The organism is Bradyrhizobium sp. NBAIM08 (genome assembly GCF_020193935.1).
GTDB classification, from domain to species: domain Bacteria; phylum Pseudomonadota; class Alphaproteobacteria; order Rhizobiales; family Xanthobacteraceae; genus Bradyrhizobium; species Bradyrhizobium yuanmingense.
Map to the genome: position 1 here is coordinate 407,639 of NZ_JADYVR010000004.1, position 18,056 is coordinate 425,694.

The 18,056-nt window shown below is 64.1% G+C and carries 20 protein-coding genes; 12 read left to right on the forward strand and 8 right to left on the reverse strand.

The genetic code is table 11. The annotated features are described in order from the left end of the window. The first annotated feature begins 194 nt into the window (after positions 1–194). Entirely contained in the window at positions 195–1,070 is an 876-nt protein-coding gene (locus I6F37_RS16610) for an AraC family transcriptional regulator (protein ID WP_225151993.1), read from the forward strand. 129 nt (positions 1,071–1,199) lie between these two features. On the opposite strand, the gene I6F37_RS16615 is transcribed toward I6F37_RS16610, so the two are convergent. After that, positions 1,200–1,493, reverse strand: coding sequence for an antibiotic biosynthesis monooxygenase (locus I6F37_RS16615; RefSeq protein WP_225150875.1), 294 nt, complete (start codon positions 1,491–1,493; stop codon positions 1,200–1,202). A 360-nt stretch (positions 1,494–1,853) separates the two neighbouring features. Here I6F37_RS16615 and I6F37_RS16620 point away from each other — a divergent pair, with 360 nt between their 5' ends. The 7 genes from I6F37_RS16620 to I6F37_RS16650 all read left to right on the forward strand — a co-directional run bounded on the left by I6F37_RS16620 (position 1,854) and on the right by I6F37_RS16650 (position 9,099). Then, positions 1,854–4,055, forward strand: coding sequence for a response regulator transcription factor (locus I6F37_RS16620; RefSeq protein ID WP_225151996.1), 2,202 nt, complete (start codon positions 1,854–1,856; stop codon positions 4,053–4,055). 188 nt (positions 4,056–4,243) lie between these two features. After that, on the forward strand, positions 4,244–5,107 hold the full coding sequence (locus I6F37_RS16625; RefSeq protein ID WP_225151998.1) for a L,D-transpeptidase: 864 nt from the start codon (positions 4,244–4,246) through the stop codon (positions 5,105–5,107). A gap of 238 nt (positions 5,108–5,345) precedes the next feature. Continuing rightward, positions 5,346–5,810, forward strand: coding sequence for a hypothetical protein (locus tag I6F37_RS16630; protein WP_109145435.1), 465 nt, complete (start codon positions 5,346–5,348; stop codon positions 5,808–5,810). Positions 5,811–5,864: 54 nt separating this feature from the next. Then, positions 5,865–6,887 (forward strand): LLM class flavin-dependent oxidoreductase, encoded by a 1,023-nt coding sequence (locus tag I6F37_RS16635; protein ID WP_225152000.1) that lies wholly within the window; start codon positions 5,865–5,867, stop codon positions 6,885–6,887. 159 nt (positions 6,888–7,046) lie between these two features. After that, on the forward strand, positions 7,047–7,445 hold the full coding sequence (locus tag I6F37_RS16640; RefSeq protein ID WP_225114314.1) for a DUF2846 domain-containing protein: 399 nt from the start codon (positions 7,047–7,049) through the stop codon (positions 7,443–7,445). Positions 7,446–7,473: 28 nt separating this feature from the next. Next, entirely contained in the window at positions 7,474–8,547 is a 1,074-nt protein-coding gene (locus tag I6F37_RS16645) for a M48 family metallopeptidase (protein ID WP_225152002.1), read from the forward strand. Positions 8,548–8,700: 153 nt separating this feature from the next. Further along, positions 8,701–9,099: a VOC family protein gene (locus I6F37_RS16650; RefSeq protein WP_225152004.1), complete on the forward strand. Its 399-nt coding sequence runs from the start codon at positions 8,701–8,703 to the stop codon at positions 9,097–9,099. Positions 9,100–9,191: 92 nt separating this feature from the next. Here I6F37_RS16650 and I6F37_RS16655 read toward each other — a convergent pair whose 3' ends face one another. Together I6F37_RS16655 and I6F37_RS16660 are read right to left on the reverse strand one after the other, a co-directional pair. Beyond that, positions 9,192–10,031, reverse strand: coding sequence for a hypothetical protein (locus tag I6F37_RS16655; RefSeq protein WP_225152006.1), 840 nt, complete (start codon positions 10,029–10,031; stop codon positions 9,192–9,194). A 174-nt stretch (positions 10,032–10,205) separates the two neighbouring features. Then, positions 10,206–11,525, reverse strand: a complete 1,320-nt coding sequence (locus I6F37_RS16660) for an aminotransferase class V-fold PLP-dependent enzyme (protein WP_225152008.1) — start codon at positions 11,523–11,525, stop codon at positions 10,206–10,208. 490 nt (positions 11,526–12,015) lie between these two features. Between I6F37_RS16660 and I6F37_RS16665 the strand changes: the two genes are divergently transcribed. From I6F37_RS16665 to I6F37_RS16675, 3 genes are all read left to right on the forward strand, one after another. Continuing rightward, positions 12,016–12,360, forward strand: a complete 345-nt coding sequence (locus I6F37_RS16665; protein ID WP_036014486.1) for a DUF1236 domain-containing protein — start codon at positions 12,016–12,018, stop codon at positions 12,358–12,360. Positions 12,361–12,432: 72 nt separating this feature from the next. Continuing rightward, the gene (locus I6F37_RS16670) at positions 12,433–12,825 is read left to right on the forward strand and encodes a hypothetical protein (RefSeq protein WP_225152010.1); all 393 of its coding nucleotides are present in this window, start codon (positions 12,433–12,435) and stop codon (positions 12,823–12,825) included. Positions 12,826–13,031: 206 nt separating this feature from the next. After that, positions 13,032–13,532, forward strand: a complete 501-nt coding sequence (locus I6F37_RS16675) for a hypothetical protein (protein WP_057027814.1) — start codon at positions 13,032–13,034, stop codon at positions 13,530–13,532. A 112-nt stretch (positions 13,533–13,644) separates the two neighbouring features. Here the strand turns inward: I6F37_RS16675 and I6F37_RS16680 are convergent, their stop codons facing one another. Next, positions 13,645–13,923: a hypothetical protein gene (locus I6F37_RS16680; RefSeq protein ID WP_192893365.1), complete on the reverse strand. Its 279-nt coding sequence runs from the start codon at positions 13,921–13,923 to the stop codon at positions 13,645–13,647. Between the two features lie 42 nt (positions 13,924–13,965). Here I6F37_RS16680 and I6F37_RS16685 point away from each other — a divergent pair, with 42 nt between their 5' ends. Next, complete coding sequence (locus I6F37_RS16685) at positions 13,966–14,394, forward strand: hypothetical protein (RefSeq protein ID WP_036026530.1); 429 nt, start codon at positions 13,966–13,968, stop codon at positions 14,392–14,394. A gap of 87 nt (positions 14,395–14,481) precedes the next feature. On the opposite strand, the gene I6F37_RS16690 is transcribed toward I6F37_RS16685, so the two are convergent. From I6F37_RS16690 to I6F37_RS16705, 4 genes are all read right to left on the reverse strand, one after another. Further along, entirely contained in the window at positions 14,482–14,940 is a 459-nt protein-coding gene (locus I6F37_RS16690) for a hypothetical protein (protein ID WP_057027549.1), read from the reverse strand. Positions 14,941–14,950: 10 nt separating this feature from the next. After that, on the reverse strand, positions 14,951–15,169 hold the full coding sequence (locus I6F37_RS16695) for a hypothetical protein (protein WP_036026528.1): 219 nt from the start codon (positions 15,167–15,169) through the stop codon (positions 14,951–14,953). Between the two features lie 105 nt (positions 15,170–15,274). Further along, entirely contained in the window at positions 15,275–16,834 is a 1,560-nt protein-coding gene (locus tag I6F37_RS16700) for a hypothetical protein (RefSeq protein ID WP_225147276.1), read from the reverse strand. A gap of 56 nt (positions 16,835–16,890) precedes the next feature. Next, positions 16,891–18,054, reverse strand: coding sequence for a glycoside hydrolase family 5 protein (locus tag I6F37_RS16705; RefSeq protein WP_225152012.1), 1,164 nt, complete (start codon positions 18,052–18,054; stop codon positions 16,891–16,893). Positions 18,055–18,056: the final 2 nt, after the last annotated feature.

The window sequence follows — 18,056 nt, forward strand, 5'->3', positions numbered from 1 at the left end:
TGCAAATCTCCGTGATTTCGCCTGCGGCACTTGTCGCCCGCCAATAGAAAAGATCGACCTCTCGTTTTGTCGCGCGGGATTCTGACCAAATCACCCCGATCCTGACGCGACGATGCTCCCTTTCCGGCCTGCAAGGAATTGCGGTTCCAAGCTTGAATGTGTATTCAGGCGACATCGCTTCGCAGGAAGTCGCGATGCACCGTGTCATTGAGAATGCGTCGACAATCGATCGGTTGAGCTCCCGGCCGGATGGCTGGCGGCGCACCCAATGGGCGAACGGCGCATTCGAAACGGCGTACCGGCCGATGACCTCCATCGTCGAAGGACGCATCCTGTCGCCAAATCACCTCATCATGGCGACCCTGTCCGGCGGCGCCGAGCGACATGAAATCTCGGCCGATGGCGGGCATCGCTATGACGGGCCCGATCTGCCGTCGACCGTTTCATTTCTCCCGGCTGGCTGCGAACGACGGCTTCGGCTTCACAATGTGGGTTGGCGATGGGCAGCGATCGCCCTCGACCCCGCCAGGATTTCAGCAATCGCCGGCGCATCGATCGAAGGACTGGGCCCCCTGTCGGGCTCGGAAGACAGCTTTGTCTGGAACATGCTCGCGGAGTTCGAACGAGTTGACGCGCTGGAGGGAGGTCTCGACGCGATCTATTGCGACACGATGAGCCTTGCTCTCGTTGTATACCTTGCACGCCGATATGGTGGTGCAAGAGTGAACGATACATCGATCAAGCTGCCGGCGTGGAGGTTACGGCGCGTCACCGAATTCATCGACGCGCATTTAAGCGCGACAATTCGGATTGCCGATCTCGCTGATCTTGCGCAGCTCTCGGAAGGCCATTTCCATCGCGCATTCAGGGCAGCGACGGGGCAGACGCCGCTGGCATTCGTCCATGCGCGGCGAGTTGCAATCGCAAAACAACTGCTGGCGAGCAGCAAGCTTTCGGTCGCGCAGATGGCGCTACGCGTCGGTTTTATCAGTCCCGCGCATTTTGCCCGCGTCTTCCGGTCAATGACCGGCCAGAGTCCATCCCAATATCGACGCTCATTCCATCTTTGACGGGGGAAAGTAGCGCCTGACGGCCAATGGCGGACAACGGCAGTCGGCAAATAGCTGACGACACGCCTCAACCCAGCGTCATTTTGCGACGAGGCCCCTGCGGGTGATGAAGTCGCGGCCCGGCCCGCGCTACAGCGCGAGCACGACCTCGCCCGACACCGCGTCCGTCACGCCGCGTCCGTTGCCCTGGTCCTCGAGCACGGACCTGAAGCTGTCGAGGGTCTTGATCATCGCCGAGCGGGCCGCGACCAGCGCGTCCTGGCTGGACCACGTGCCGATGAGGCAGAAGGTCTGATCGCCGGTCCTGATGATGACGCCGTGCTCCAGTCCCGGCCATTTGGCCTTGCCGTCTCGGTGCGCATCGAGAAAGGCGCCCTCCTGGCCCGGCTTCACCTTGAACTTGACGACGTTGTAAACCTGCATGATGCGCCTCCGGAAAATGATTGGATGAAAATGCGAGCGCCGTACCAGATCGGGTTCGGACCGATATCTTTGCACCCCCGCAACAAAAAGTCGAAAACATCCCCACGCACGGTAGGCGCGGGCAACGAAATCAGCGACTTAGAGCGCGGCGAGACGGGATAGATCTCCGCGGCGGGCCTGGCTGCTCCAGCAAGCACGATCTTTCGAATGACCGCAGCGCACTCTGCTCATTTACGAAAGCGTTGCACCGTCGGGCAAAACAGGAGCAGGATGGCGCATCGGAAGAATCAAGATGGGCCGACCCCATCCGCTGCTCCGTACTGACATCCCTGGGCTTCACACCTCGTGGAACCAACGAGGGTGTCGCGCGTTGCCGCGCTGCTCTTGAAGGTGACGCGGCTGAGGCCGGGTCGCATTGCTGGGCCAATCAAGACGGGAAAGCCGGGCGAGCCAAACCAGATGCGTCGTATCCGACTCGTGATCGCAGATCGCCGTCCGATCGTTTTGCAGGGTTTTGCCACGCTATTTGCGACCGAACGTGACTTCGAGATCGTTGCGTCCTGCATCAATGGAGCCGATTGCCTCGAAGCCGTCCGGACGTTGGCGCCGGACGTCGCGCTTGTCGAGGATGGATTTCCCGATCTGACGGCCTCAGCCATGCTGGCCGCCGTCAACGCCGAAAGCCTTCGCACACGGCTGGTCTTCTACACCGCATCGATCGCACGCGGCGATCTCGCTGCGGCCGTCGCAGCGGGTGCCTGCACCGCCATACCGATGCGCGAGGAGCCCGAAAACCTGTTGCAGTCGCTGCGGCTGGTGGCGCCGAACGCGCACCCGGCGGCCCGCAAGACAGGCAATGGCGCGTCTGGCGAGAATGGCCTGGCAGCGCTGACGGACCAGGAGCGCAGGATCATGCGTCTGGTCGCCAGCGGCATGTCGAACAAGGAGATTGCGCGCGAGCTCAAGGTCGCCCCAGGCACCATTCAGGCGCGGATCGATCACATATCCGCGCGGCTCGACATCAAGGGCCGGACGGAGCTCGCAAGCTTCGCCCTGACGCGCCTTTACGGCGGGGTCGGCGCGCTTGCAGCTCTGATTTGGGCGGCGCTCGAGGACGTTCGATCCGCCGGCGCGACCGAAGTCGATACTGTGGATGCCGACACTGTCACGGTCATGACCGCAGATGGCACCGGCGCGATCGTGACCATCAAGATCACCTCCGCAAAAACGACTCCTGCTCCGGGCAAGATGGCCAGAGCCGTCCGTATCGAGAACTCCCCGACGGACATGCCGACGCGGGCCGCCAAGCTCATCGAATCGCGAGCCGATATTGCTGGCAGCACGATCACAGTGCCGCCACTCAACCCTGCAAGGCCGGGCTTGAGCAGCGCCGGCACGTTCATGATGACGGCAGTCGGAGTCTCGCTCCTGAGCAGTCACGCCCAGGCGTTCACTGCTTGGGAAAGACCGAGCGATGTCTTTGCGTGGGCTGACGCGAACGCCCCCCGCGAGTTGGTCGCCCTCGATAGTCCCGGCAGGCCCGATCTCGACGGCTTCGACAAGCTGCCCTGGCTCGATCCCGACACACACCATGAATCATTCGCGTTGGAAGCTGCCCGAGGCGACGCCATGGCCAGAGCCGATGAGGTTCAGATCATCGACGCGGCCGCGCGCGAGGACGGCTTCGGCGACAACGGCAACCCTCATATCGGATCCGGCGCCATCGACGCTCTGAGTGATCATGGCGGCTTGGAACAGGCGGCCGCAACGGGCGCGAGGAATGCCGAACGCGGCACGACACAGGCAGCGGCGATCGACGCACGCGATCATGGACAAGCGCAGCGCGATTTGCACGCTTCGGAAGACGGCGCAGCAGCCGGCAAGCCGGAGACCGAGCACGGGCCACCCGACCACGCATCAAGCCAGGGAAAATCGCACGCTTCGGAGAAGGATGCAGCAGCCGGCAACAAGCATGCCGAGCTCGGCCCGCCGGAGGGCGATTTCGCTGGTGGACAATCGCAGCGTGATTTGCATGGTTCGGAAAACGGTGCAGCGGCCGGAAAGCATCAGGACAAGCAGGGCTCGACCGGGCACGACCCCCATCATGGACAATCGGATCACGCTTCGGAACCCGGTTCCGCAGCTGCCAAGCAGCTTGCCGACGATGACGGACCCGCAAGCCATGCCAATTCCGGCGAATCGCAGCGTGACTTGCACCAGGCGCATCCAAACGCTTCTCAAAATCCGCATGCAGAGCCGGGCCAAAAGGCTGACGGCCACGACCCGGCGAACCACGGCGCCGGTGCAGCACAAGCGGCTGCCGCGCCCGGGCCCGGAGATTCCTTTCATTTCAGGAACGATATGCCATCGGCCAAGGGTTCGGATCATCGCGAGAGTGGCTATGGCACCGACACGGCAGAACACGGCCCGCACCGTGCCGGACATCCCGAACTGTCGCTGATCCCAGATGCAGATCTGATTGGCCATTCGCACGCGGAGCAAAGCGCCGTTGATCACGCGAGGGGCGTTGAGCATCATCCAGTGCATGATTGGTTTGTGTAGCTGACCAAGCAGAAGCTGCCAAAGCAAGAGGACGAATGACGCCGCTTCGCTCGACGGTCTCCCGCGCGGCCGCCACGGGCTCAGCCGGCGTTAACCATGATCGACGGTTCCGGTCCCAGCGAAATCGCTTCGAAGTTTCTTAAATCTTGCTGGGTACTCCTCCTGGGCGTGGCGACCTGGGAGAAGACATGAGCAAGCGGGCCAAACGCCGGAAGGTCGAGACGATCGCACTGCCGATGGCAGCGAGAGTCGGAATTGGCGCCGTGGCCATCGCAGCATTGGGGTATGGCCTGCTGGCTCGCCCGGGAAACGTGCAACCGGTGCGGAAGCCGTCCGCGCCCCAGGCCAAGGCATCGTCAACGCCGGTCTACGTGGCACCGCAGGTTCACGCAGCAGCGCCCGCGCCGCCCCCGGTTCCTACTCCGGCGCCGCTTGTCGAACCGCCCAAAGCCGACGCCGAAATTCCCGGAGCCTTGGTCCGGCAGGTGGTCGACTATGCCAGCCGCCAGACGCCGGGCACCGTGATCATCGATACCAACAACACGTTCCTCTATCTCGTCCTGAGCGACACGCAGGCGATGCGCTACGGCATCGGTGTGGGCCGCGAAGGTTTTGCGTGGTCCGGTGAGCAGACCGTGGCGCGTAAGGCAGAATGGCCGGATTGGCGCCCGCCTGCGGAGATGGTCTCGCGTCAGCCCTACCTGCCGCGGTTCATGGCGGGCGGGCCCGGCAATCCGCTCGGCGCCCGCGCGATGTATCTCGGCGAGACCGAATATCGAATTCACGGCACCAACAAGCCCGAGACGATCGGCAAGCGGGTGTCGTCGGGCTGTATCCGCCTGACCAACGAGGACGTCGTCGACCTCTATGAGCGGGTGAAAGTCGGCGCGAAGGTGATCGTGCTTCCGACGAATGCGGCCCGTCGACCGTCCCAGGGTACGCCGCCCGATGCCGCATCCCGATCTCCGGACCCGGCCTCGCCGTCAAACCGGCCGTCGGCAACGAGCGCACAGGTGCCATCACCCGGACCGAAGATCGCCGAGGTGCAGTAGTTCGGCCCTTCCTCCTGGCTCTGCCTCGAGGACAAAGAGCAATTCAAGTCGTCACTTCACGTCGATAGCCACGGCCGAACAGACCATCTTGCGCGACCAAAGCCGGTCTGCGTTGGCAAGATGCGGCACCGAATTAACCCTATCGACAAATGATTGCCGTTGGGCGGCGGCCGCCGGCAAAGTTGCCTCATTGACGCGCAGAATTTTCAGCGGCGCTAACCTGGGTCAGAGGCGCGTTATGCTGAGAATGGCGTTGTTGGGCCTCCTCATCCTGTTGAGTGTGGGAATGCTGTCGGCCATGGAGCTGAGCGCTCCACCGCGTCGCATCGCCGCCACGGTCCAGCCGCCTGCCGAGCAGAACGCAAGCATCCCCGCTTCGCACGATGCGCTGGCGAAGGCCGACCGCCTCGAGGTTGCCGCTGAGAGCCGCGCGATGCCGACACAGACCGCTTCGGTGGATAACCCGGTTGCTCCGCAGGACGTGCATGTCCGTTCATTCGCGCCGACGCCGATCGTCCGTCCGCGCAGCAAACCGAAACGGATCGCGACCGCTGAACCTCCCAAGCCGAAGCCAAAGGCATTTGGCGTCAAACGAGCCGCCACTGTTCAGCGCGCAAAGGCCGCCAACGAGACCGAGCAGTGTCGCCTCAAGGCGTTCGGCGGCCTGCTCAAGGCTTTGAACTTGACCGGCTGCGAAATCTGAGGCCGCCTCCAGGAACGTCTCGCAAACTCTTCCGATCAGCCATATGTTGCCCGCATGAAAAAGATCGGATTTCTCTCCTTCGGGCACTGGACGCCCTCGCCGCAATCCCGGACGCGCTCGGCGGCGGATACGCTGCTGCAATCGATCGAGCTGGCGGTCGCGGTCGAACAGCTCGGGGCCGACGGCGCCTATTTCCGTGTTCATCATTTCGCGCGGCAGCTGGCCTCGCCGTTTCCGCTGCTCGCGGCCGTCGGCGCCAAGACCAGCCGAATCGAGATCGGCACGGCCGTGATCGACATGCGCTACGAGAACCCGCTCTACATGGTGGAGGACGCCGGCAGCGCCGATCTCATCGCTGGCGGACGGCTTCAGCTCGGCATCAGCCGCGGCTCGCCCGAGCAGGTGATCGACGGCTGGCGCTATTTCGGCTATCGGCCGGCCGAAGGCCAGAGCGACGCCGACATGGGGCGGCGCCATGCGGAGGTCTTCCTCGACCTGCTGCGCGGCGAAGGATTCGCCGAGCCCAATCCGCAGCCGATGTTTCCCAACCCGCCGGGGCTGCTGCGCCTGGAGCCGCATGCGCCCGGCCTGCGCGAACGGATCTGGTGGGGCGCCGGCTCGAACGCCACCGCGGTGTGGGCGGCGAAGCTCGGCATGAACCTGCAGAGCTCGACGCTGAAGAACGACGAGACCGGCGAGGCCTTTCACGTGCAGCAGGCGGCGCAGATCCGTGCCTATCGCGCGGCGTGGAAGGAAGCAGGCCACAGCCGCGAGCCCCGCGTCTCCGTCAGCCGCAGCATCTTCGCGCTGATGGACGATCGCGACCGCGCCTATTTCGGCGGCGAGCGCGGCAGCGAAGACGAGATCGGCTTCATCGACCCGCGCACGCGCGCGATCTTCGGGCGGAGTTATGCGGCCGAGCCCGATGTGCTAATCGAACATCTGCGCCAGGACGAGGCGATCACCGAAGCCGATACGCTGCTGCTGACGATCCCGAACCAGCTCGGCGTGGATTATTGCGCGCATGCGATCGAGGCGATCCTGATGCATGTCGCGCCGGCGCTGGGGTGGCGGTGACCTGAAAGGCGTGACACGACCGCAAGTCGTGATTGACTTCATGCACCACCGACGCCAATGATCCCCCGGGGCATTGTTGGACTGATCGGGGGTTGAATGGGCTTGCGTCCAGGAATTTTCGTTGCAGCATTCTTGCTAGCGGGGTGTGCGTCAGGGCCGATGGGCAGCTCGGCGCTGACAGAGAACGTCAAGGCCAACACTGCGCGGCTTGTCATCTATCGCTCGTCCGCCCTCGGTTTTGCGATCCAGCCAAATTATGCGGTCGATGGAAACGTCGTTGGAGGCAGCCAGGCTGCAGGGTTCGTCGCCTGCGAGCTGCCTCCGGGCCGCCACGAGGTTGCGGTCAACAATCTTCCACTGAGTACCAACCTGTTCGGGCAGGGAAGCGAGAAAGTGAGCCTCGATCTGCGCGCCGGCAGCACCACCTACCTCTCCGCCCAGCCACAGGTGGGAATCATCACGCCCGGTGCGATCACGTTGGTTCAGGTCACGGAAAGCCAAGGTCGTGCCGACGTCGCCAGCTTGCATCAGAGCAACAGCTCATGTGGCAAGGCGTGATCTGAGGCTCTCCGCGGCCGAAACGCGGATGAAACGCCTTATTCTGCAAATCGTCTTGCGCCTTGGTCGCTATGCGGTGCTTCCCGTCGTCGCGCTGGCATGCACGATTCTCGCCATCTGGCTGATGATCATGGACCGCTACACGATTGCGGCGCTGGCCACGGCACCGATTGTGTTCACAAGCTCCATGGCCACCATAGCACTCGCAATTGGGCTCCTGTTCCTGCCTTCGCGCAAGCATGGCGGTTTCGAAGCCGACGAACAGACCGCCCCGGGGCTTTGGGCCGCATGGAGGGAGCTCGATCGCAGTTTTGTCAGATCGAACCGCACTCTGCTGGTCGACACCGATTTCAACGCTTCGATCTCGGAAGAAAGCCGGTATGCGGGCGTGTTCGGGCAGCATGTCACGATGACCATTGGTCTGCCATTGTTGATGATCCTGGACCAGCGATCGGTTCGTGCCGTTATCGCTCATGAAGTGGCGCACGCCCGGCTTCGGCACACTTCGGGAGGCACCAACCTCGCCGATTTCATGGCGGCCGCGGAGAACGTTTTCTTCTACGCCGATCCGGAGCACACGATTACCGGATACATTGCTCGCATCCTACTCCATTCCCTGCTCGAAAGGCTGGAGAAGGAATACAAGGCATTGTCACGGGAGAACGAGCTTGCCGCCGATCTGGAAGCGGCCGAGCAGGTTGGACGCGAGGAGATGGCACGCGCGCTGGTGATGATGGAGGTTTGTGGAGCACGTCTGGCCGATCTCGTCATCGCTCCCCTGCAGAAGGAGGTGCTCGGCGCAATCAAGGCGCCATCGCCGCCATTCGCGCGAATCTTAGATCAGATTCCAGCTATAAGAGCGCCCGGATTCATGACCGCCGCCGTCGCCAGTCTGAGCCGCCAGCACAATCCCGATTCGACACATCCGCCTTTTGGCCAGCGGTTGGCCAGCCTCGGATACATCGACGTACCTGACGTTGGCGAGATACAAATGTCCGCGGTTGACCAACTTCTCTCACCGGACGCTGCCAACCAACTCACCTTACGATTCGATGAGGAATGGCGGAAGAAGGTCCAGGAGTGGGTCAGCGTCGGCAGATGAACGTGCGGGCTCTGGCCGAGCGAACAATTGCTCGACGATCTCCGTGTGTCCGTGCTAGCTCTTGGGACCGGCGGCAGGATCACGCGAGCTGGACAGTGTTATGCTATCCTGTCTCCTCCACAGCGAGCTTGCCGCCATTCGCCGGGTCGCGCGATGAATCAGCGTCTGTCACTCGTCAGTCTCGTGGTCGCCGACTATGATGAAGCGATCGCCTTCTTCACGGCCTCTCTGGATTTCGAGCTTTGCGAGGACACGCCGCTCGGCGGCGGCAAGCGCTGGGTGGTGGTGCGGCCGCGGGGCAATCCTGGTTCTGGCCTGCTCCTGGCGCGAGCAGACGGGCCGGCGCAGACGGCGCGCATCGGCGACCAGACCGGCGGGCGCGTCTTCCTCTTCCTGGAAACGGATGATTTCGAGCGCGATCATGCGCGCATGATTGCCGCCGGCGTGCGTTTCGTCCGGCCGCCGCGGCACGAGGCCTATGGCGTCGTCGCGGTTTTCGAGGATCTGTGCGGCAACCGTTGGGACCTGATCCAATCGTCAAGCCGCAATTGATGCTGTCGCCGCCGGTTCCGCCAGCCTCATGCCTATTTCGACTTGAGGGGCATCGCCGATTGTGGGCGCATCACGTCCCGCAGCCGAGGTCCTCAGACCATAGAAGCGACTTTCGGAAAGAGCTGGCTGAGCGCATCGGCATCGATGCCATCCGCGCCGCGCCACCAGATGGCCGGGTAGGCCCAATCATTGGTGTGATCGGGAGGCCGGTCCCGGAACTCATCCGGCGTAAAGGCCTGCAGGAAGCCGCTGCGGCGCGCCGGCTTCAGGACGCCGCAATAACCGAGAATCTGGATGAGAGCGCACCGCTCCGCTCGGTTCGACTTGAGCACTTTGCCGATGCGCTTCTCCAGCTCATTCGGCCTTGCGTCCGGAGGGAGGCCAGAGGCAATGCCGATGATCTCCGTCAGAATCGAGCAATCTTCCTCCGTCGGCTCGACCAAATCAGCTTTTTCGAACTGTGCGAGATCGAACCAGCAGTACAGGGGGTCGACGTGACGAACGCCGCCCCATTTCCATCTCTCGAAGCTCAGCACGTTGAGATCCTCTTGCGCCGGGCTCCCGTCACCGTAGCGCCCGCAGATCCGGCAGGGCAGCCGGCCGCCGAGCGCTCGAGAGGCCTGTTCCCGAAGCCCATGAAGAGGGAAATATGCGGCACAGGAGAAGCTGCCCAGCGCCGAGCGCAAATCGAGCCGGCGGGTGCTGAGACTGGCAAGGAAGGCGTTGGCGGCCCGTTCCAGATTCACCCGGGGACGGATAGAGACGAGCCGCGCGACGATGTCGTCATGCGTCACGGCGACGGGATCGAACATGTAACCGGCTTGACGGGCATACTCGAAATCCGCCTGATCAGTCGCCGCGCTTTGCTTCCAGCCCTTTGGCGACCAATAGGCATTGAAAAGGATCTGAAGGGCTTTCCTGTCGTGAGGCACGAGCCGTCTCCTACCCATGCCGTCGCGGCTCAGTCGCATTGGCGACCGTTGGATCGCCTGCGCTTGTAACCCACTCACCGCCCCCGTCGGAACAGAATTGCGAAGCCGTGCACGGCCGAGCCCGCCCGACCGGCGTGCGACCTCTGGCGATCGAGCGGCCGTGTCATACCAGCCTTACCCCGTCTTCGTCCCCGTGATGACGGCCAGCGCCTCGACGAGTCGGCCGAGATCGGCCTCGTCGGTGAAGAGCGCCGGCGTCACGCGGATGCACTGGCCTTTGGCGACGCCGGCGCGGCGCACCGTCATGATCCTGTAGCTGTCCCGAAGCTTCGCAACGATGGCCTCGTTGTCGGTCTTGCCGGTCTTGCCGGCGAGGCGGAACGACGTGATCGCGCCATATGAGCCGGCCTCATCCGGCGTCAGGATCTCGATGTCCTTGAAGCCGCGGACGCGGCTCACCCAATAATCGCGCAAGTGGCGCAGGCGCGCTTGCTTCGCCGCCGCGCCGATCTCTTGATGCAGCGCCAGCGCCGTGGGCACCGTCAGCATCGTGGCGAAATTGACCGTGCCGGTATGCACCCGCGAGCGGATATCGCTTTCCGGAAAATCCTCGTCGCACATGTTGCGGTCGATGGCGGCGAGGCGATCCTTCCTGATGTAGAGGAAGCCGACGCCGAGCGGCGCGCCGATCCATTTGTGCAGATTGAAGCCGACGAAATCGGCCTCGAGCTCGCTCACCCGGAAATCGAGCTGCCCCCAGGAATGGGCGGCATCGACGATGGTGTCGATGCCCTTGGCCTTGGCCATGCGGGCGATCTCGGCGACCGGCATGACGAAGCCGGTGCGGTGGCTGACATGGGTCAGGAGCAGAAGCCTCGTCTTCGGGTTCGCCTCGATGGCGCGGGCATAGGCGTCGAGCACCGCCTGGCGGGTGGCGGGCTCCGGCACGTCGAACTTGACCACGTTGACGCCGCGGCGCGCCTTCAGCGCGTTCATCGCATATTGCATCGAATCATAGTCGAGATCGGCATAGAGCACGCCGTCGCCCGGCTTCAGCCTGTTGTAGCCGCCGATGAGGAGCTGAAGCGCTTCGGTGGCGCCGCGGGTGAGCGCGATCTCAGCTGGAATCGCGCCGACCGCCTCCGCCACCTTGGTGCGCACCGCCTCGAAATCTGCGCCCGCACGCAGCCGCGCGTAATAGGTGTTCTGATAATTGACCATGTCGGACTGGCGGATGAACTCGCGCCGCACGGGCTCGGCCATGATGCCCCAATAGCCGTTCTCGAAATTGACGATGTCCGGCGTCACGGCATAGAGCCCTTTCACGGCCGCCCAATAGGACTTGTCGGTGGCGATGGCGGCCATTGAGCCGGTCGGCTGCGGCGGAAGTCCTTCGGCGGCAAAGGCCGGCCCCGCAAGCGGCGCCACGGCTGCTGCGGCGAGGCCCTTGAGCATCGCGCGGCGGTCCGCTGAAATCGTCCTGATCAGTTGCATGTCAGCTCTCCCCAGAGCGTTTTCGAGCGAAGCAGCGTCGGGATCGCATCGCGAAAACGCCAAACGACGATCCAGAGCTCCGTTCCGACGTCACCGGACGAAGCAGGCTCTGGCGCGCGGGACAAGAGCAACGGACGATGCAGCGGAGATGACCGGAGCGTGACAATGCGATGATCGGAAGCCGCTGGCGACGGCGCGGCCGGAGCACCGGCCTCGACGCGCGCGAGCGGATGTGGGGTCCGGTTTCTTCCTTTGTGCTGAAACCGGAACCTTCACATTCAGTGCAGGTAGCCGATGAGATAGATGCCGCCGCCCAGCACGATGATCGCGGGCACTGCCCAAAGAATGAACACAGGCAATTTCCTCTCCTCCAGTTGAATCCTCCCGGGAGAGAACGGGAAAAAACGGCAAACGTTCCGGGTTTCCCCGGAACGGCGCAGCCGATGGCGAGTTCATTGCAGCGCCGCATGCAGCGGCGAGGGAGAACGCAATGAAGAAGCTCATGTTGATTTCGGCCGCCGCTCTGCTCGTGTCGACGGGCGCGATGGCGCAAACCACCGTCACCACGACGACCGGGGCCGGGCACGGCGCGGCCGTGCAGATCGAACCGGAGTCCCGCACCAAGATCCGGTCCTACGTCACCGAGCGCAAGATCCGTCCGGTCGAAACGCGCGAAAAGATCGTCGTCGGTTCGCCCGTGCCGAGCGACGTCGAGCTCGCAGCCGTGCCGAGTGACTGGGGTCCCTCGCTCACCAAGTACCGCTACGTCTATTCGGGCAACCGCGTGATGTTGGTCGATCCCGGCAGCCGCATGGTCGTCCAGGAGATTGACTAAACCGCCGCACGGCGGGTCGTCGAGGCGGCCCGCCCGTGCATTCTTTCGACAGCTCGTTTGCGGTAGCGCCTGATGCCGATCGTCCGATACGTCGTATTTGCAAGCATTTTCGCGGTGGCGCTGCTCTTGTTGCTGGATCGCTCTCTGCCGCAGCCCGCGGAGCGTGCTGCCGGCCCGGAGGCCGCTCGGGCCACCATTCGCATCCACTCCGCACGGGCGCTGCCTGACAAAATCATCTTCGACACATCCACTCGGATCGCCGCCACCGTCTCCACTCCCCTGCTCGCCGCCGACGCGCCTGATCGCGGTACGAGCGGCGCATTGACGATGCTTGAAACGCGAACGCCGGACGTCGCGGCATCTCGGCGCGACACGGCGCGCGCAGCCGGTCTGCATTCGAATCGGAATGGCCGCGCGGCTTCCTCTCGCCTCTCCACGCGTCAGGTGACGGCCGGAGCATTCTGAGAGCCGGCGATCGTAGCGAACGCGACTCCATGGCCGCAGCACCAGATGAACGCTGAATGAATAAAAGCTGTGCGCTTCGCGTCGCGGAACTGTCTCAGGCTGAATCGAAGCGTCAACGTGTCCGACACAAGGAACGTTTCCGCGATTGCCAATTTATCCCGGGCCTGATTGGCGATTTGATTTTTGGAAACCTGGAGGAAATGCACATGAGGATCCTGAAGCTCTCTGCGGCTGCGGCCGCGCTGCTGGCCGGCACGGCGCTCGCCGTTGCGCAATCGAGCTCGACGGTCGGCACCGGCGGTTCATCGGCCGGCGGCGGCACCAGCTCTTCGACGGTGGGCACCGGTGGCTCTTCGGCTGGCGGCAGCGGGTCAGGCTCTGCTTCGACGCTCGGCACCGGCGGCTCTTCGGCCGGCGGCGGCACCAGCTCTTCGACCGTCGGCACCGGCGGATCGGCGGCGGGCAGTGGCTCGGGCAGCGGCTCGGCCTCGACGCTCGGCACCGGTGGTTCATCGGCGGGCGATGGCAAGAGCTCATCCAGCGTCGGCACTGGCGGCTCGGCTGCGGGCGGCTCGACCGTTGGCCAGTCCGGTTCGTCGAAATCGCCCGGCATGGGCGACGGCAAGTCGGGTAGCCACGCCAGCGACATGGGCCTCGAAAAGGGCAAGGGCCATAACAAGGACGAGTGGAAGAAGGACAAGAACTAGTGCCTTGACCAGGAGCGGCAGCGATGCCGCTCCTTCGTCTTTGTTGGAGGAGAACTCGCATGAACAGATCAATCATTGCGATCGCAGCGTTGGCACTGACGTTTAGCGCAGCTCAGGCGGCTACCATGGAAAAGACCGGCAAGACGGCGTCGGGCGAGACGTGCAAGGTGACGGTGGTGAAGCATGCGGACGGCAGCATCACGGCCGCGGGCGCATCGGGTTCAGGCACGACGGGCTCGACCGCATCGAGCGGCTCGCTGTCGAGCTCGAGCTCTGCCGGCGGATCGTCGGTCAATGTGCAAGCGGGCGGCGGCCACGTCTCGAGCTCCTCGTCGACGGCGGGTGGGCCCGGCTCCACCAGCGCCAGCACCATCACCGTCAACGGCTGCACAATCTCGACCTCGTCGCCTTAGGGTACAGAAAGGATTGAATCATGAGAACGCTCGTTACGACCTCGGCGGTCGCGCTTCTGCTTGCCGCCACTTCACCATTGCTGGCGCAGACCAGTATCACCGGTGGCAGCGGCGGCTCGGCTGCAGCGGGCGGCACCTCCGCCTCCACCGTCGGCACCGGCGGAACGTCCACCTCGGCGACGGGCCGCACCGGCTCTTCGATCGCGGCCGGCGGAAGCGCCGCTACCGTCGACGGCAAGACCAAGACCGGCGTCAGCATGAACAAGGGCAACGGTCCGGTACTGAACTCCAACGCCCGCGCGCAAGCCCATGATGGCGGCACGTTCAGCCGCTCGCACACCCGCACCAAGGTCAAGGCCGGCGAGCAGGTCGGCTCGACCACCAAGACGATGTCGCATGTGCCGGGCTCGAAGCCGACAATGTCGAGGACGACGACGACGGCCCGCTAGCATCGCGCGGCTCTATTCCTCACCACCTGCTGCCCGGCTTGGCCCGGGCAGCTTTTCCGTTTGCGACTTTCCGTCTTGCGAGCCGGCTCAGCCACCACGCAGGCTGTGGCTGATCCGGGTGACGACGGCATCCCATCGCCGCTTCTGGGCGGCCGGATAATTGATCAGAACGCAGTGCACGTAGCCGCGCGCGAAATTGCAGCGGTTGTACCAGATCTTGTCGCGCTTGATGCTCGAGACCACGAAGAAGTTCGAGCTGATCCGTTTGTAGATGATCCCCGTCGGCGGATTCTTGCTGGCGAGGAATTCGCCCGGCGACAGACCTTGCCGGTTCTCGACGGCCTGAACGGTGAAGTCGGCATTGCCGTCGGAGCTGCGGAAATGCTGCCCATATCCGTCAGGCTTGCCGGCCGGTTCGGTGAAGATCGCGGCGGGAATGTCGACCGACGTTCCGGATTCCGGGATGCGGTAAGTCCTCCAGCCGCTTGCCGAGGCGATCGAGGATGTCGCACAGAGCGCGATGATTGCGGCAAGCAATGTCTTCATGTCCGCCTCGTCATTTGCGCGGCGCCAGTTGCAGCTCCATCAAGGCCATCCTTTGCAGGTTGGAGACGTCCCGCTCGCCAGCGCCGGCGGTGCGCAGGATGGATTCGGCGAGCGCGTTGACATGCGAGGAATGCACGGGATCCGGCAGGGTCGCAACCGCAGCTTCCAGCGCGGTCGTCATGATCTCGATCACCTCGGGAGAAAATTCGGCGTTGGAAAAATTCTTCATCGCGTGCGTCGGCCGCTTGTGCGGGTCGTGTTCAACGCCGGGAAAAACCGGAAGTTCCTGGATGGGCACGGTCCCGAGTACTGGGACCGTCGGCAGGTCGGCAGCTCACGCAGCCGGCTGGTAGCCGGTGAGCCGAGCGGGCTCGGCATGCTCGTTTGCAACGCTCTGCACCCTCGCATGGCTGCCGATGACGAGACCGGCGAGCGAGAGCATCAGGCCCAGCGCGAGCGGCGCGAACAGGGCCTCTTCCTGAAATAATCCGTTGAGCAGAACGACGAGCACGCCGAAGCCGGCGAGGCCCTGCGTCAGATATCCCGACGACGCATAGAGGCGCCAGGCCTTGAGCGCCATCGCGAAATAGAAGGCCAGCGGCACGAAGGCCGCGATGCCCATCTGGTACAAGAGGACGCCGATCGCGCTTTCGACCGCGCCGTCGATCGTGCCGGCCGCCTGCGCGGCGCTCCAATCGATCGAAAAATAGCTCTCCGACAAATTGCCGCCGATGCCGAGGCCCCGGCCGTAAGGTCTCTGCACGAATCCGTCGAGGCCGCCCATCAGGCCGATGACGTGATAGTCGCCGATCTGCAGGCCGATGCGGATCGCCAGGATCGCAAAGGCGATCATGCCGGCGAACCCCAGCAACAATGTCGCTACGGCACCGATGAGGCGAGTCCCGATCCAGCCCGCAGCCACGAAGATGACGGTGATGAGCGCTCCCTTCACGCTGCAGAAGACCAGCAGCGGCAGGGCTGCCAGGGCGAGCAGCGGGCGGCCGACCGAGAACAGGAACAGGGCGAGAAAGCCGATCCCGTAGGCGAAGCTGATCGGGTGCATGTTCGGGCCGTGAATGCGCAGCATCTTCGACAGGCCGAAGCCTTCGAGCAAGGGCGTGTTCAGGAAGTCGAAGCTGAAACGATCCTTGAGTGTGACGGGCACGTTGCCGGTCTGCCGCATCTGGGTTTCCCAGACGCCGGAATGGGTCGCCTTGAGCTCGTCGAAGCCCCAGAACGTATGGCCGTTGGTGACGGCCAGCCAGACATCGCGCAAGACGAGCTCGACATAGCCGCACAGCATGAGGATGACCGCTAGCGCGACCAGGAACGGCGTGATGCGCACCTCAAAGGTTGCCGCGGTCAGGAGCGACAGCTGAAACAGAAACAGCGGCAGAACGATGTTGCGCAAATAGACCGCCGCCGGCTGTCCGTCCTGGACGAAGCCGATCGCGAAATAGAGCGAGACGACGGCGAGGGTGACGACGCCCCAGCGCATGATCTGATTGATTTCCCTCGACTGGCTCCTCTGGCCCAGCACGTAGAGCGCAAACGTCGCCAGCCACATCACGGAGCAAATCAGGAAATTGTAGCCCTTGATGAAGTCGAGATCGGAGGGGAGCGGGACCAGCGGCGACAGGATGGAGACGAACAGGTTCTGGAAGAACAGGACGAAGATCGCGACCGCCGGGGCCCAGGTCGGGACCGCAACGACGATGGCGATACCGATCAGGACCTCGATGATGATGGCCAGCGCGGGATTGGCGAGGTGCAGAACCGGCGCAGAGCTGATCGTCGCGATGGCGATGCAGAAGGTCGCGGCCAGCTCGCGCCAGGCCGGAGGCGACGGCGCGGCCTGCACGCTCTGGCCTTGCGGTGAGTACCCGGCGCTCATCAATCGTCCTTTACCATCGCGCCGGACACGATAGCCGCGCGAGGGGTAAGGATCCGTTAACGATCGCGGCGCGCAGCGGGAGCCCGTTCAGGCCGGCCGGGCGCGCCGAGCAGCGCCCGCATCACGTCGGGATCGGGCTTGCCGGTTGCGGCATCGACGAGGCCAAAGCCTTGCTCCAGTTCCCAATGCGCCCAGCCCCAGCAATGCGCGCGAGCATAGGCAGTGACCTCCGCCAGCCAGCGCAACCGGCTCTGCCGGGGGGCGCCGGCTTTCAACACGCCGAACTCATTGACGACGATCGGCCGCGAAAATTGCTGCTGCCATGCGAGCGCGGGCGCGAGCCAGCGATCGGCTCCCGGCTTCTCCTTGGTGGCGGCAATCGCGGTATCGAGCATGGCGAGCGCCTTGACCGCGGCCCTAGCCTGCAAATCCTGCCGAAGCGCCTGAACCTTGGGATCGCCGGCATTGATCGGATAAGGCAGATCCATGATGTCGTGCAGCGGATCGCGCGCGTCCCAGTGGCCCTGGTGGGTGAACACCATCGGATCGTAGAAATGGATGGCGTAGATGACGTCAGGGTCCGCCAGGGGGCGAAACCGCGGCAGCGAGTCCGCGCGCTGCCAGTTGACAGGGCCGACGATGAGGGTGGTTGCGGGCAGCAACCGGCGAACGAAGGCGGCGAGCGCCTCGACCTCTCTTTGCCATCTGTCCGCTTCGATATCGGGCTCGTTGAGCAGCTCGGCGAAGACTAGATCGGCAGGATAGGATCGAATGACCCCTGCAAGCGCGCGCCAGGCCTCCTGCATCTCGCCCATCGCTGCATCCGGATCATCCTTGTGCAGGCGATTGAAGCGCTCGCCCGGATGAAGGTCGACGGAGCTGGAATAGCCGAGCGAGGTCAGCTGCTTCAGCGCGCTGTCGAGCACGCGCAGCGTCGCCTCGCGCTCGTCCTTTGCGGCAAAGCGCGGCATCACACGCTCCGCCGGCACCGGCAGGCGGACATGGCTCATGCCCGCCTTGCGCAGCTGCTGCAGCAGCGCGCGGCTCGGCGGCGCACCGTTGATCCAGCCGTCGGCGTTGAAGCCGCGCGAGAGCGCGGCAAGCCGCCCGGGCGAAACCGTCGACGGCAGTGGCACGCAATCCTCGGCGAATACCGGACGGCCGACCGCGATCGACAACAGCATCGCCGCAGCCAGCAGACGGCGGCGCAAGAGTGTCATCG

Coding starts and splice junctions, on each gene's coding strand:
- I6F37_RS16610 (WP_225151993.1), top strand. CDS start 195: ATGCACCGTGTCATTGAGAATGCGTCGACAATCGATCGGTTGAGCTCC.
- I6F37_RS16615 (WP_225150875.1), bottom strand. CDS start 1,493: ATGCAGGTTTACAACGTCGTCAAGTTCAAGGTGAAGCCGGGCCAGGAG.
- I6F37_RS16625 (WP_225151998.1), top strand. CDS start 4,244: ATGAGCAAGCGGGCCAAACGCCGGAAGGTCGAGACGATCGCACTGCCG.
- I6F37_RS16630 (WP_109145435.1), top strand. CDS start 5,346: ATGCTGAGAATGGCGTTGTTGGGCCTCCTCATCCTGTTGAGTGTGGGA.
- I6F37_RS16635 (WP_225152000.1), top strand. CDS start 5,865: ATGAAAAAGATCGGATTTCTCTCCTTCGGGCACTGGACGCCCTCGCCG.
- I6F37_RS16640 (WP_225114314.1), top strand. CDS start 7,047: ATGGGCAGCTCGGCGCTGACAGAGAACGTCAAGGCCAACACTGCGCGG.
- I6F37_RS16645 (WP_225152002.1), top strand. CDS start 7,474: ATGAAACGCCTTATTCTGCAAATCGTCTTGCGCCTTGGTCGCTATGCG.
- I6F37_RS16650 (WP_225152004.1), top strand. CDS start 8,701: ATGAATCAGCGTCTGTCACTCGTCAGTCTCGTGGTCGCCGACTATGAT.
- I6F37_RS16660 (WP_225152008.1), bottom strand. CDS start 11,525: ATGCAACTGATCAGGACGATTTCAGCGGACCGCCGCGCGATGCTCAAG.
- I6F37_RS16665 (WP_036014486.1), top strand. CDS start 12,016: ATGAAGAAGCTCATGTTGATTTCGGCCGCCGCTCTGCTCGTGTCGACG.
- I6F37_RS16670 (WP_225152010.1), top strand. CDS start 12,433: ATGCCGATCGTCCGATACGTCGTATTTGCAAGCATTTTCGCGGTGGCG.
- I6F37_RS16675 (WP_057027814.1), top strand. CDS start 13,032: ATGAGGATCCTGAAGCTCTCTGCGGCTGCGGCCGCGCTGCTGGCCGGC.
- I6F37_RS16685 (WP_036026530.1), top strand. CDS start 13,966: ATGAGAACGCTCGTTACGACCTCGGCGGTCGCGCTTCTGCTTGCCGCC.
- I6F37_RS16690 (WP_057027549.1), bottom strand. CDS start 14,940: ATGAAGACATTGCTTGCCGCAATCATCGCGCTCTGTGCGACATCCTCG.
- I6F37_RS16695 (WP_036026528.1), bottom strand. CDS start 15,169: ATGAAGAATTTTTCCAACGCCGAATTTTCTCCCGAGGTGATCGAGATC.
- I6F37_RS16700 (WP_225147276.1), bottom strand. CDS start 16,834: ATGAGCGCCGGGTACTCACCGCAAGGCCAGAGCGTGCAGGCCGCGCCG.
- I6F37_RS16705 (WP_225152012.1), bottom strand. CDS start 18,054: ATGACACTCTTGCGCCGCCGTCTGCTGGCTGCGGCGATGCTGTTGTCG.